This window comes from Shewanella waksmanii, assembly GCF_043643685.1.
Taxonomy (GTDB): Bacteria; Pseudomonadota; Gammaproteobacteria; order Enterobacterales; family Shewanellaceae; genus Shewanella; species Shewanella waksmanii_A.
Genome location: NZ_JBHZSN010000008.1, coordinates 108,785 through 123,070, shown reverse-complemented (window position 1 = coordinate 123,070; position 14,286 = coordinate 108,785). Strand labels below are relative to the sequence as shown.

Here is a 14,286-nt window from a genome sequence, read left to right as displayed (position 1 = left end):
GGTTAATCTCCTAACGGCAGTCGGCCATCGTTTTGGCGATGATCATCAAGATGTAGTTTGATTCGGCGTAATTTTTCTCGTGATTTACGCTGATTCAGCACCGCGACTTCACTGGCTAAAATATCGATAGCTGCCAGCATCACATACCGTGAGGCGCTGGGTTTGAAAATGTAGTCACTTTCATCGGTTTCGATAACAAGGTGGACATCGGCAAGTTCTGCAAGTGGCCCTGGCGGACAAATTGCAATGACCTTAGCGCCATACTCTTTGGCAATCGTGGCACTGTGCTGAACATCGGGGCTTACGCCACCTAAGGATAAACATAAAATCACATCTTGTTTGTCGACGGTCGCAGTCGCCATGCGCATTAGCATCGGGTCGCTGTAGGCGTTGCTCATCACTTCTAATCTAAAAAATCGGTTGTGACACTCTTGCGCCATAATGCTGCTACCACCGCCGACACCTAAGATCAGCAACTGCCTTGCCTGGGTGACCAATTGACAGGCAGCTTGAATACTATGCTCATCAATCATTCCAGCGTTGCGTGATAGGGCATCATGAATCGATTGATAGATGGCTGGGATGTCCTTTTTTTCAACCTTAGTGTCGGAGGTAAAGCGTTCTCCCACTGCGCTCGACTGGGCTAATTTAAACTTTAAATCGCGCACATTGGTGCAGTCTAATGCCTTGGCTAAGCGGGTGATGCTGGCATGGCTCACTTGAATTTTTTCCGATAGCTCACCGATAGGAGCATGGGCGGCATAACTGAGGTTTGCCAGAATAAATTCAGCCACTTTTTGCTCTGACGGCCTTAAAGCGGGTAGGCGCTGTTTGATGCAGCTAACAATATCCATTCTATTATCCATTGCAGTGGCCATTAAAAGTGAGTCTCGATAATTTGATTAATGCAATAGTTGTCATCTTCAATGCCAACAAATCGCCATTTATCTAACGTTAAACAGGGGTGAGAAGTGCTTAAGCAGATCATATCGCCCGGTTGAATATCGCTATTTTCAGGGACGCTGAGCATAGCGTGTTGATCCATTATTCGCGTGACTTGCCAATCACCAGTGACTTTGGTCGGCGCGGTATCTGAAGGGCGAAAATGTTGTTCAGGTGTCGGCAGACCGGCATCAAATGCCACATCGCGTTTACCTAGCCCAACAATCGCCATACCAGGCTGCGGCACTGACTGAACATAAGCCCAGATATGCAAACTGTTGATTAATTCGCTATCGATATCACAAGCAAGCGGGCTGCGCTCGATAACGTGTTGTTGGGCTTGCTCATAGATGCCAGTGTCATGGATTAAGTAACATCCTGGGCGAATCACTGCTGTGAGTATCTCTTGGGCGTTAGCCAGGCTGATGTGCTCGCTGACAATGTCGTACCAAGCAGAGCCTGCCCCAGTGATAAGGAATTCTGCTTGGGTATCAGTTTGCTTGTCTTTTAGCAGGTCATTGGCGAGCTGTTTGGCCAAGGTAACATTTTGCGCGACAAACTTGGCAATATTCTGCGCGGCATCGTCACCATGAATGACCCCTTCATAGAAGGCTAATCCTGCCAATTTCAGTGCCGGCGCACTGGCAATATATTGTGCTAATTGCTCAGCTTGCTGTGGGGTGCGCACGCCACAACGGCCATTATCGACACCCATTTCAATAAGAACGTTGATATCAAGGTTGAGTGGTGCGAAGAAATCATTGATGGCGGCTAAGTTTTGCTGACTATCGGCAAAAACATAAATTTTACCTTGATGTTGTTTGAGTACAGTCGCAACGATGTCGAAGTTACGTCGTCCAACTAATTGGTTGGCAAGAATAATCTGCTTAACACCAGCGTGGTGAGCTGTTACTACTTGCTGTGCATTTGCCACACTCATCCCCCAAGCACCACTGGCGATTTGGGCGCTGAACAGTTCAGGTGACATCGACGTTTTACCGTGGGGAGCCAATTTTACATTCGCTTTATCAGCAAATCTTTGCATCCAGTTGAGATTGTTTTCAATGGCACTTCGCGCCAAGGTGGCACAGGGGAGGCTGACCTGTTCTTTCAATATTTGCCAGCCTTTTTCCAGCGTTGCGAGATCCCCTAACCCTTTGTGGATGCGGTTTTTGGCACCATTGGCAGCTTGCAGTGTAGCGTTTGACTGATTGAAAAGATTAGACATTTTATCTGTGCTTATTGAGTTTTCGGGTGAAACAAGTTAGGTTTATCCTATGTTATAAAATAACACAAATCAATAACATTTGATGTTACTATGTAACTTTTAGGCTAGTGGTTTAGTCTATTTAGTAGCCAGTTTTTAGTGTTCATAGTAGCCAGCGTTTAGTGTTCAGGGGCAGTTTTAGTTAATAGCGATAACGCGACTAATTCATTGCTAATGCGTCACAGATGACCGGGTCATCACAGTGACATTACCGATACACAATATTGCCTAATCATGAAAAAGGTGTGAGTAAATGATCAAAACAGCTTCAATCAATAAACTCGCTTTCAGCGTCATCGTGTTTGCAGGTTTGGCTGCACAAGCGCCACTGCATAGCAAAGAGGCTAATCAACTTAAGCAATTACATAGTGTGGAGTGGGTGGCTGAAGGGACCTTTACTCAGGGTGTTGAAGGGCCGGCGGTTGATCAACAAGGCAATTTGTACGCGGTTAATTTTGCTAAAGAGGGCACGTTAGGCCAGGTAGATAAGCAGGGGAATGCTAGCTTGTTTATTACTTTGCCTGAAGGCTCAATAGGTAACGGTATTCGTTTTGATAGCAAGCAAAACATGTATATCGCGGATTATACCGGACATAACATTTTAAAAGTCGCTGCCAATAGTCAGCAAGTGTCGGTATTTGCACATAATGCCGAGATGAACCAGCCTAATGATATTGCCATTATGGATAATGGTGTGCTGTTTGCGAGCGACCCTAATTGGGCTGAAAGCTCAGGGCAGTTATGGCGAATCGATACCCAAGGTCAAACTCATCGTTTAGAAGCGGCAATGGGCACCACTAACGGTATAGAAGTTAGCCCTGATAACCAAACCTTGTATGTGAATGAGAGTGTACAGCGCAAAGTCTGGCAATATGATTTAAGCCGTACCGGTGAAATTAGTAACAAGCGTTTACTCATCAGTTTTGATGATCATGGTTTAGATGGGATGCGCACTGATAATCAGGGCAACTTATACATCGCCCGTTATGGTGCAGGTGAAATTGCTGTGGTGGCTCCAGCCGGTAGGCTATTGCACACAATTAAGCTCATCGGGCAACATCCCACCAATGTTGCTTTTGGTGGTGACGATGGCAAAACCTTATTTATTACTATGCAAAAACGAGGTGCTATTGAGAAAGTACGTGTGGCAGTGCCTGGGCGTTACTTCTAATATCTCGTTAGGTGGTAGCTGATTGGCTGAATGGTAAATGCGATCGCTATCACTTAAGTATTATACCAATCGGCATAAAGATGTGATCACTCAGCGAGAGTTTAGCGCTTGTGAGACAAGGCAACGAATGAAGGGCATAGTGACTCTACGTTCAAGTTCGTTTACACAGTATCAGAAGTGCTAAAACTCGCCCTTTGGGCGCTTTTTTGGCTGCCTACTTCTTCGTTGAATAACTTCCCAATAGAACCACTATTACTTAAGTTATTCGTCTCGAACTAGTTTGCCAAAAATAGCTCTGAGTAGATCACTTTCTTATGCCGATTGGTATTACCATTTAATGACATATTTCTGATTAATTTACTCAACTACTGACAGTGACGGACAGCACAAAATAGACCTGTTTATTTTCTCTACAAACTGGTCAACGTCACTGACAGGGTTTCGCGATATTTCTTTCATTTCTTATTGTTTTAATTTGTTGTTTATATTGGTTTTAATGTTATTTTAAGCTGCCAGAATTCCTATGGGATGAGCCCCTACTTTTACCCTATATACCCACTATCTGCGGTAATTAATTAGCCAACGCTAAATTGTCTAATTGTGACCAAAAGCACGTTTGTAAACTACTCGGCCTGCCTATTTAGGTGTATACATACGATAAATCGCATATGCAGTTTTGTGTATATAGGGTTCGTCAAGGGTGATGATATGAGTAATAAAATAAAAATAAGCCGTAGAGCATTATTGAAGTCCAGTGCAGCCACAGCAGCTTTATCTGCAGCTGGTTGTAGTACGACTTCTGTTGAACCAATGGTTGAAGCCATTGAAAATGAGTTACCGAAATCGGATGCACTGACAGGTACGGGCAAATGGGTCGGCACCACTTGCCAAGGCTGTACCTCTTGGTGCGCTAAGCAAGTTTACGTGATGGATGGTCGCGTAACTAAGGTCCGTGGCAACGTTAACTCAAAGGTGCATGGTGAATCGAGTTGTCCAAGACAACATCTTAGCTTGCAACAAGTATACGATCCTGACCGTGTGCGCACGCCACTTATCAGAACCAACCCTAAAAAAGGCCAACAACATGATCCGATGTTTAAGCCTATTTCATGGGATGAGGCGTTGGATTTATTGGCGGATAAAATCATTAATCTGCGTAATAACGGTGAAGCCAATAAGTATGCCTTATTGAGAGGCCGTTACTCCCATATCAATGAGTTTGTCTATAAGCATTTAACCAATATGATTGGTTCGCCAAATAACATCTCACACAGCTCAATATGTGCTGAAGCCCATAAAATGGGACCCTATTACCAAGATGGTAACTGGGGTTATAACCAATATGATGTTGAAAATGCCAAGTTCATTCTTTCTTTTGGTGCTGACCCAATTGCCAGTAACCGTCAGGTGTCTTACTACTCAAAAACTTGGGGTGATGCCTTAGATCAAGCCAAAGTTGTGGTGGTGGATCCAAGATTGTCAGCATCGGCAAGTAAAGCCCATAAGTGGATTCCAATTGAACCGGCAAAAGACAGCGTATTGGCTTTGGCTATTGCCCATGTTGCGCTAGTTGAAGGTGGCTGGCACAAACCGTTTGTCGGTGATTTTAAAGATGGCAAAAATCAGTTTGTTGCTGGTAAAACCATTGATGCAAGCCAATTTGATGAAAAGTATACTCATGGCTTGATTGACTGGTGGAACCTGACGCTAAAAGACTGCACGCCAGAGTGGGCAGCAAAGCAAACCGATATTAATCCTGATGTGATTACCGGTATTGCCAAAGACATGGCCGCTGCTGCACCGGCTGTTCAAGTATGGACATCTCGTGGTGCGGTTATGCACACCCGCGGTACTTATACCTCTTTTGCATGTCATGCACTAAATGGCTTATTTGGTGGTATCGATAACCAAGGGGGGGTGTTCCCAGGTAATAAAATCAAGCTCAATAAGAAGTTCCCAGATTCTAAGCCGTATCTTGATGATATCGCTAAAAAGACAGTCAAAATGCCCAAGATTGATCAGCGCGGCACTTTGGCATTCCCTGCGCTTAAAAAGGGCAAGTCTGGTGGCGGCGTGATCACCAGTAATGCGCCAAATGGCATGCTCAGTGCTGATCCTTATGACATTAAAGTCATGCTGGCTTATTTCAACAACTTTAACTTCTCATCACCTGAAGGGCAGCGCTGGAATGAGGCGTTAAGTCAGTTGCAATTTATGGCACACATCACCACCAATATCTCTGAATTTAGCTGGTTTGCTGACATTATTTTACCTGCCAACCATCATATGTTTGAGAAGTGGGGGGTACTGGATTCTATTGGTAATGGCGTGCATCAGGTGTCAGTACAGCAACCTTCGATTGATCGTTTGTGGAACAGCAAAGATGACGAATCAGAGATTCCTTACTTGTTGGCTAAGAAGTTAGCCGAGAAAGGTTTTGATAAACCATGGCGCTATATTAACGAGCAACTGTTAGACCCAGAAACGAACCAGCCAGCTAAAAACGAGCAAGAGTTTGGCAAATTGCTGGTTCGTTACGTGACGGCACCTTTATGGCAAAAAGGTGCCGATAAATATGGTGAAGACCTAGGTTCTTGGGACAAGTTTGTAGATGCTGGGGTTTGGAATAGTCACCCTTATAAAATTAAGAGCCGCTGGGGAAAGTTCAAAACAGAAACCAAGCAGTTTGAGTTTTACAGTAAAACCTTAGAAAAAGCGCTGCATAAGCACGCAGATAAACATGGCGTCGGCATTGATGACGTGATGCAGGCGTGTGAATACGAAGCCCGCGGCAAGTTGGCATTCGTGCCTCACTACGAAACGCCTTACCGTTTCGGTGATGCCAAGCAATTCCCATTGTTATTGGTGGATCAAAAGTCACGCCTAAACAAAGAGGGGCGTTCGGCGAATACGCCGTGGTACTACGAATTTAAAGATGTCGATCCCGGTGACAAGGTTGAAGCCGATACGGCCAAGCTTAACCCCATTGATGCGCAGCAACTGGGCATTAAAGATGGCGACAAGATTTTAGTATCGAGCCCTGTTGGAGAAATTAGCTGCACAGCGGCACTTTGGGAAGGGGTGCGTCCTGGTACTGTAGCCAAGTGTTTTGGTCAGGGCCATTGGGCTTACGGTCGTCATGCCAGTACAGAGTTTGGCCGCCAAGCTCGGGGTGGTAATAATAACGACATTATCGCCGACAGATATGACAGACTCAGCGGTGCATCCGCGTTCTATGGTCATATCCGTGTTCAAGTTAGCAAAGTTTGAAGGAGTAAATTATGAGATTAGGAATGGTTATCGACCTTCAAAAATGTGTTGGTTGTGGCGGGTGTGATTTAGCGTGTAAAACAGAAAACAACACGCCAGATGGCGTGAAGTGGTCAAATCATATCAATGTAACAGAAGGGCGCTTCCCTGATGTGAAATACAGCTATGTACCGACCTTATGCAACCACTGTAGCGATGCGGCGTGCGTTAAAGTATGCCCAACTGGTGCAATGTACAAGGATGAACGAGGCCTTACTCTACAGGACAATGATAAGTGTATTGGCTGCATGAAGTGTCAACGTGCCTGTCCTTATGGGGTGATCAGTTATAACAGACAGGTTCCCCATCGCGAGTGGCAAGATGATAGTGAACTGGTTGCTAAAGGGACTGCGTCACCACACTTACTGCTTAAGCAAACAGGCAGTAAATCGACGCCTTATGTGAATCCTGAGCGTGGCGATACTTACCCTGAAACCCGTCCACGCCGAACCACTGAAAAGTGCACCTTGTGTGACCATAGATTGGATCACGGGTTGCAGCCGGCTTGCGTATCGGCTTGTCCGTCTGGCGCGCGCGTAGTGGGAGACTTTGATGATCCTAGTAGCGAAGTGTCACGCTTGATCAGCATGCATGGTGGTAAGCAGATGAATGTTGAAGCAGGCACTAAACCTAATGTTTACTACATTCGTAGTTTCAACGTAAAAACGATTTATTAACCTCAACTCAGCGCGATGCCCTAATCCGGCATCGCGTGGTCTTATTTAATGTTCAGCGGCTAACGTGATTTCCGCCATAAAGCGACTTCAGACAGCGCTATTTTTTACACAAAATAGTCGGGCGATCTTCAGTATCACCTACAGCCTTAAGAATACTTAGCGGCTGGGCGATTAGCTGTTGATTTGCGTTGAATGTTTCCGCAATGATTTCCGCGGCCCACTGCGGCAGGTCGGGATTAATGGAGTAATAAATCCATTGACCTTGACGACGATTGACCACCACTTCAGCGGTTTTTAGCAAGGCAAGGTTTCGGGAAATTTTAGGTTGAATTTCGTTGAGGGCTTCACTAAATTCGCACACACATAATTCCCCCTCAGCTTTTAATAGCAACATTATCGATAGCCGTACGGGATCGGAGAGGGATTTAAATAACGTGATGGGTTCTATCTGCATGCTTATATACCAATTTGCTACTTATTGTGTTGCGAAATAACCGTGTCTTTTAAAACACAGCCTAAGTAGCCTACCATAGAGATAGGTAAGCTACTGTTAAGCATGTTAAACTTTAACCAATTTCGCTAAATCTGCTGGGCGATAGTAGACCGACTTAAGCACTTTACCTTGGCGAACCACTTTTCCTTCCATTTCAACATCTTTAGCACACTTGGCAATGATAAAGTCACCTTTAGTGCTACCGACGATTTCAACACCCTGCTTAGCATAAAAGGCGACTGTCTCAGCCAGTTCAGATTCATTACGACAGACTTTACTCATATTGCTGGCATGTACTTCATCCCAACAGGTCATAAAATCAATTTCACGGTTTTTAGCGACATGTAATAGCAGGTCGATAAGGTAGCTAATTTCAATTCGATCGATAACTTGACTCGCGCCTAGGTGCACCAAACGTCCCATCAGTACGTAAACGGAATCGACGATGGCATCGGCTTGTTCTACACGGCAATCAGCTTCTGCTAATTCCGTTAGTTCTTCAATGGCTAATGAGGTATGCAGCGTATCGGCTTGTTGATCTAAACTGCTTGGATCTTCGATAGGAAGATCGAAGGTCGAGCGAAACTGATAAATGTCACGGTAGAGGTGATCATAGATGGGTTGGGTAAGTGCGGTTAATTGCATACTAAAAACCTTAAAGCCGAGCCAGGAAAGGGCTCGATTTTAAGGGATAGCGACCATAAATGAAAGTCACCGTTGAACGACGCAAGTGATTTCAATAATTATTTACTAATGTGTTTATGCGTTTAATTTGCATAACCAAGTTTATAGCGAGTTATTAAGTGAATTTCTAATGGCTTTGCCTTAGATAAACTGAGCCCCAACAAGGCTTGCAGGCCGCTCGCCATTGGACACGCTTGTTGCGTTTGTGTAAACATGGCTGGCTGATCGATACTAAAAAATAACAATAATAGGACTTCAAATGGCCGCAAACCTACCGCCTCAAGAGCAGGCGAGCTCATCGACTTCCAAAGACAGTCACCATCGTACACCGACTCTGCTTGATGCACTTGTGCCAATGTTTGCTCTGGTAATGATGCTGGCAATGGCGGTCTATCTGTTTTCTTCTGACAGTTCATCCGGTGCCAACCAAATCGCGCTGATTATTGCCGCATGTATTGCCATGATCATTGGCGCAAAAAATGGTTACAGCTGGGGGGAGATGGAGCAAGGCATCGTTAAAGGTGTCGGCTTAGCGACAGGGGCATTGCTGATTCTGTTTTCGGTGGGGTCGTTAATTGGTACTTGGATATTGTCGGGCACGGTGCCAACCATGATTTATTATGGGATGAAACTACTTAACCCCGACTACTTTTATGCTGCATCTTGTTTATTGTGTGCTGTTGTCGCGTTAAGTATTGGCAGTTCCTGGACCGTTGCTGGCACCTTAGGTATTGCACTTGTGGGTGTGGCGAGTGTTATGGGCTTAAGTGTAGAAATCGCTGTGGGGGCGATTATTTCAGGTGCCTATTTTGGTGACAAGATGTCCCCCATGTCCGATACCACTAACTTAGCGCCTGCGGTAGCGGGCAGCGATCTGTTTGCTCATATTAGGCATATGGCGTGGACAACTATCCCAAGTATTGTTATTGCTGTGATGGGTTTTACGCTTCTTGGGTTAACTGGGGCAGACACGGCAGCAGACAATCAGCTACAACAAACCATGGCTTTGATTGAAGCTCAATACCATCCAAGTTTATGGTTATTGTTGCCCTTGCTGGTGGTGTTGTTATTGGCTTATAAAAAGATGCCTGCTTTTCCAACGGTCGTGTTGGGGACATTAGCAGGCGCGCTGTGCGCGGTGCTATTTCAGTTTGATGGGGTATTGGCGCTAGCTGATGATGCTAGCTTACCGGTGTTACTGGCGTTGGTGAAAGGATTATGGGTGGCCATGTTTGACGGTTATGTGGCTCATACTGGTAGTGACGTGTTAGATAATCTCCTAAGTCGTGGTGGCATGAGCAGCATGGTAACCACAGTTTGGTTGATCATTTGTGCGATGGCATTTGGCGGGGTGATGGAGCGTACCGGTCTACTGAAACGTATTTTGCAAGGGATCATGCAGTTAGTGAGCTCTAGCCGCAGCTTAATTATGACCACGTTGGCCAGTGGTATCGGCGCCAACCTAGTGACGGGCGATCAATATATCGCCATTTTGCTACCCGGTAGAATGCTCAAAGTGGAATATGGCCGTTATGGGTTAGCGCCGGTGAACCTTAGTCGTGCACTGGAAGACTCGGCCACCATTACCAGTCCTTTGGTACCATGGAATACATGTGGTGCTTATATGGCCAGTACGCTTGGTGTCGCTACGGTGGCCTATCTACCGTTTGCATTCTTCAACTTAGTTTGCCCGTTAATTAGTGCAGCATATGCCTATTATGATTTTAAAATCCTTAAATTGACTGACGAGCAGCGCCAGGTATTACAATCGGCTAACGCCGCTTAACTGTCAACGGCAATCAGTTGCTGCTGGACGGTAATTTGCCGGTCTATTTCCTTCAGTAATTGGGTAAATTGGGTTTGTGTTTTTTGCGCCGTAAAGCTTGGGTGGGCCTCAATTAAGCTGCGGTTTAAGTCACCTTGATTGATGGCTTGAATTAAGTAGCGCTGGCTTTGATGATCATCGTTAATACTGGCGTATAGCATGGCCAGAGCGAGGCTATCACTGGCGCGGTCTGAGCCTTGAGCTAGCTGTTCGAGATAGTGCGCGACCAAAGTTTGCCAATGACCTTGTAGTTGTGGATTGTCTTGCCAGTGAGGCTGACTTGGCATTGATGCAAACAACATTAACCATTTTCCCTGTAGCTGATGCTGGTGGTGACGGCTGTTGCTTAGCACTTTGGCCAGCTGCTGGCACTGGGCATATTGGCGGTTATAGAGAAATGCCTGTGCCAATTGCTGTTTAATACCTTCATTGTTGTGGTATTGGGCTTTGGCTAATAAATTTTGGTAGTGTTCTATAGCTTGCGAGAACATCTCTTGGTTCATGTACCACTTACCGATACTGAGATTGGCTAACTGTGAATCTGGTTGTAACAGTAAAGCACGGTCAAATAGGTTTTTTGCTTGTTGGTAATCTTGTAAGGCCATAAAAATCAGCCCTCTATGAACCAAATTGACACCATGATCTTTATCTATTTGTAAGGCTTTTTCATTCCACTGTAAGGCCTTATTTAGCTGGCCCACTTCACGATATAAATAGCTGACATTAGCCATAGCTTCAGCAAATTGTTGTTGTTTGTTTAACGCTTTTAAGTTGGCATTGATGGCTTTAGTGAACCAGCCTTTGTTGTAATACGCGAGTCCCAAGGACTTATAACCTAAGGCTGAATCAGGCTTGAGCGCAATGGCTTTGTATGCATTGTCTATTGCGAATGTTTGCCACTGTTCTGGGCCATTAAATTGGTACACTCCTTGGCTGTAAGCATCAGAAAGACCCGCATAGGCTTCGGCTTTGTTGGGACTTAAGCTGATGACCGACTGGAAAATGTCGATGGCATGGCGATTATCTTCGGCGCGATAACGGTGGTAATAATCTAAGCCTTTACGGTAAAGCTGGTTATCGAAACTATGGTAAGTGACGCTATTAGCATTGGCTCTGTAGGTTTGTTGTACGGCAGATTGAGACGAAACTAATAGCGCAATACACACAAATAGCATCAGCAAGGTAACGAGGCCGAGTGAAGTGACCTTCCAATACAAAGGGTATTTGGCTGCACTAATAGGATTGTCTGTTACCAGCGCTAACGATGTGTGCGTGGTACTGTGGATGATTGGTGTTGCGGTTACCTGAGGGATAATTCGGTAGCCTCGACCACGAATTGCCTCAATAAATTGCGGCGCGTTGGCATCATCATTTAATGCTCGGCGCAATAATTTGATGCGCTGCTTAAGGGTTTCATCTCCTACCACTGCATCGGGCCAAACTGATGCTAATAAAACTTGCTGACTGACAATGGCTGGTGCCGATGCCAGCAGTACGCATAATAAACGATAGCTCAGTTTAGGCAGCTTAATTTCTTGCCCTTGTTGGTTGGTCAGTGTGCCGAGCTGAGTATTGAGCGTTAAGTTGGCAAACTGGTAGCGGGTATCGTTACTGCCATCCTTTAGCATGGTGATTCTTCATTGTATTTGGCTGCAATTGGCTACCCACTTTACTGAGGTTTCACCAATTAGCAACGGCTTTCACCAAAGCTTCACCAAGTTTTACTTAGGCTTTCACTGTTATCTTGTGTATTGAAACAGCTTGTTTTTTTAGACTGCGGCCTAACCTCGCTCGGGTTTAGGGGCACTGAATTTAAAGGGACTCTGTGTTTAAAGGGAGGGAATTTAAAGACGTTATCAATGAAGCGGATTAAAGCGCTAATACACAAACTGTGTATTAGCGCTGCCTAGGTTATTGGCCGCCAGCAGATAGTAAGTCTGGATTGGTCACCAGATTACGTACGCCATGGGCATGGTCTTCATCAAATGGATTATCTTGTAGCCAAGCATCTAGGCTATGAATATCCACTTTTAATACCTGAGGTCTCACGCTCCAGCTCACTTGCAACGGTGAAGCTTTCTCGTTGTAACTAGGGCCGGTTGTTGAACCTGCATACTCGATTGGGGTACCTGTGGTGTCAGGAATATTCAAAGCTTGGTGGTAACCATTTTTTTGCCCCAGTGCGGTCAATGTCATGAAATCTTCCGCATCGCTGTCGTTAACCAACACCATGACTTGGGTTTCAACCCTAAGTTGTGGGTTAACGATGGCATCATTTAGACACGATCCCAGTGTCGGGCCGGGGGCCACTTGGGCCGTGGAATGAACATAATGCACCTCAATGGTGTCGCCCGGTTGTAGTGAGTGTTTTTTACCGCCCACTACTTTTGATGTTGGAGTTAATTCCTTGGCACTCAATTCACCACTATATTGATAACCAGAATGGTAGCCTTTGCCATCACCATTGCCTGCGTAAACGGTAAATTCGCCGCCTTGGTGCTCCGCATTTTTGTGAATATGGATGTTACATAGATTCATCTGGCTGTAGTGTGGTGCTGCTGCAAATATCCGCTGGTTTTGACCACTCAGATCATCAATATTGCGTGGTGATTGGGGGCCAAAACCTTGGCCTGCGGTATTACTGGCTAATGCCGCTCTTTGGGCTTCAATCACGCTGTCAGGTACTTGTTCACTATTTTGCTTAGCTGCCAATAATGGTAATGGCATTAATATGGCAGTAATAGAGAGAACTTTTAAATGACTTTTCATAGAATTTACCTTCAAGGTGATAAAACCGGTTTTTTGATGGTAAATAAGCTAAAAGTAATGTGATTAATATTCAAGAAAAAATAATTAATTAAAAATAATCAAATAAATATGATTGGCAATAAGTTTTTGATTGGTTGTACTTGAATTATTCTTAGGTATAGGCTTGTGGATGTATCTTATTCTTATGGCGTACTCAATCAGGTATTAATTATTGGTGCCGGAGATTGCGAGTGCGTTTTTAGTGTTGCTAAATTTATTTTCGGTGTTGACTAAACGTGAAGGTCAACACCAGAAATCTTACAATGAAAAATAAAACGGAATTCACTTTTTAGTATAAAAAATAGCACTACAGCGGCGCGAGATTGTTATCTTCTCGCCATTGATTTGCCGCAGCATACTGTTCATCACAGTTTACGTATTGACCATGTCTGATATTAAACTTTGAGCCTTGCTGGTGATTAGAGTCGCCACAATAAACGCTACCATCAGTCGTCACGAAGCAGCGCCGCTGGCCATTCATGCGAATTTCATAGCCGTAGCCGCGTGCAGAGTTAAATGCGGCCGGGGCATTAATACCGCAGTTTGCTTGTAGGTTATAGCGAAAGAAATCATCAAATTGGCGCTGGTTTTGCTGACGCGTTGCATTGGGATCGTCGTATCCTGCACTTGATCTGGCTTGAACACAGATACAGGTTTCTTGATCGGCAATGTTATTGTCAGTCCATTGTCGATATCGCTGCGCATTATTCATTGTCATTCCATCCCTGTTTTGAGGCTAGTACTGTTTATTAAAGATGAGATGATAAACCTAGGCTTGGTATTTTTTATGATTTCTAATACTAAATTAATTTTTTAATATCTAATCACTTTAGTTTTTCGATTGAAAGCTCGGAAATATGGATGGGTTTGGAAAGTTTTTCTGTTAGTACTATTTTTACAACGGTTTTTTAGGGGCTAGCAGGGTTTTTATCTGAGTTTTTGATTTTCTTCAAATAAGACATTTAAGTTTGATTTAAATGTTATTTGTGGGGGAGCTATTGTTTTGGCTTTTTTGTTTTGTCTTTTTTTTGGGGGAAAGCTTTGGCGCTAATAGATACGTACTCATTGGTTAATTTCTAATTTATTTGGTTTGTAGCAGGCTAGTATCAG

Annotated in this window: 11 protein-coding genes; 4 read left to right on the top strand and 7 right to left on the bottom strand. The window is 44.6% G+C overall.

Translation table 11 applies throughout. The features are described 5' to 3' along the window. Window positions 1-2: 2 nt before the first annotated feature. Both ACHUFW_RS13755 and ACHUFW_RS13750 read right to left on the bottom strand, forming a co-directional pair. A complete protein-coding gene (locus ACHUFW_RS13755; RefSeq protein ID WP_394203914.1) occupies window positions 3-866 on the bottom strand; it encodes a MurR/RpiR family transcriptional regulator in 864 nt (287 codons plus the stop codon). Window positions 867-877: 11 nt separating this feature from the next. Further along, window positions 878-2,170: an amino acid deaminase gene (locus ACHUFW_RS13750; protein ID WP_394203913.1), complete on the bottom strand. Its 1,293-nt coding sequence runs from the start codon at window positions 2,168-2,170 to the stop codon at window positions 878-880. 292 nt (window positions 2,171-2,462) lie between these two features. On the opposite strand from ACHUFW_RS13750, the gene ACHUFW_RS13745 reads away from it, so the two are divergent. The 3 genes from ACHUFW_RS13745 to arrB all read left to right on the top strand — a co-directional run bounded on the left by ACHUFW_RS13745 (window position 2,463) and on the right by arrB (window position 7,366). Further along, window positions 2,463-3,380 (top strand): SMP-30/gluconolactonase/LRE family protein, encoded by a 918-nt coding sequence (locus ACHUFW_RS13745; protein ID WP_394203912.1) that lies wholly within the window; start codon window positions 2,463-2,465, stop codon window positions 3,378-3,380. A gap of 708 nt (window positions 3,381-4,088) precedes the next feature. After that, window positions 4,089-6,650, top strand: a complete 2,562-nt coding sequence (arrA, locus tag ACHUFW_RS13740) for an arsenate respiratory reductase molybdopterin-containing subunit ArrA (protein WP_394203911.1) — start codon at window positions 4,089-4,091, stop codon at window positions 6,648-6,650. 11 nt (window positions 6,651-6,661) lie between these two features. Then, window positions 6,662-7,366, top strand: a complete 705-nt coding sequence (gene arrB / locus ACHUFW_RS13735; protein WP_394203910.1) for an arsenate respiratory reductase iron-sulfur subunit ArrB — start codon at window positions 6,662-6,664, stop codon at window positions 7,364-7,366. A 97-nt stretch (window positions 7,367-7,463) separates the two neighbouring features. On the opposite strand, the gene ACHUFW_RS13730 is transcribed toward arrB, so the two are convergent. Both ACHUFW_RS13730 and ACHUFW_RS13725 read right to left on the bottom strand, forming a co-directional pair. Next, window positions 7,464-7,820, bottom strand: coding sequence for a metalloregulator ArsR/SmtB family transcription factor (locus ACHUFW_RS13730; RefSeq protein ID WP_394203909.1), 357 nt, complete (start codon window positions 7,818-7,820; stop codon window positions 7,464-7,466). 105 nt (window positions 7,821-7,925) lie between these two features. Next, window positions 7,926-8,504 carry a nucleoside triphosphate pyrophosphohydrolase family protein gene (locus tag ACHUFW_RS13725; RefSeq protein ID WP_394203908.1) on the bottom strand — a complete coding sequence of 193 codons (579 nt, stop codon included), beginning with the start codon at window positions 8,502-8,504 and terminating at the stop codon, window positions 7,926-7,928. A 298-nt stretch (window positions 8,505-8,802) separates the two neighbouring features. On the opposite strand from ACHUFW_RS13725, the gene nhaC reads away from it, so the two are divergent. After that, a complete protein-coding gene (gene nhaC / locus ACHUFW_RS13720) occupies window positions 8,803-10,329 on the top strand; it encodes a Na+/H+ antiporter NhaC (protein WP_394203907.1) in 1,527 nt (508 codons plus the stop codon). On the opposite strand, the gene ACHUFW_RS13715 is transcribed toward nhaC, so the two are convergent. From ACHUFW_RS13715 to ACHUFW_RS13705, 3 genes are all read right to left on the bottom strand, one after another. Continuing rightward, the gene (locus ACHUFW_RS13715; RefSeq protein ID WP_394203906.1) at window positions 10,326-11,996 is read right to left on the bottom strand and encodes a winged helix-turn-helix domain-containing protein; all 1,671 of its coding nucleotides are present in this window, start codon (window positions 11,994-11,996) and stop codon (window positions 10,326-10,328) included. The two genes, nhaC and ACHUFW_RS13715, sit on opposite strands and share 4 nt — an antisense overlap. A 283-nt stretch (window positions 11,997-12,279) precedes the next feature. After that, window positions 12,280-13,137, bottom strand: coding sequence for a delta-class carbonic anhydrase (locus tag ACHUFW_RS13710; RefSeq protein WP_394203905.1), 858 nt, complete (start codon window positions 13,135-13,137; stop codon window positions 12,280-12,282). Between the two features lie 346 nt (window positions 13,138-13,483). Beyond that, complete coding sequence (locus tag ACHUFW_RS13705) at window positions 13,484-13,888, bottom strand: hypothetical protein (protein ID WP_394203904.1); 405 nt, start codon at window positions 13,886-13,888, stop codon at window positions 13,484-13,486. Window positions 13,889-14,286 lie beyond the last annotated feature (398 nt).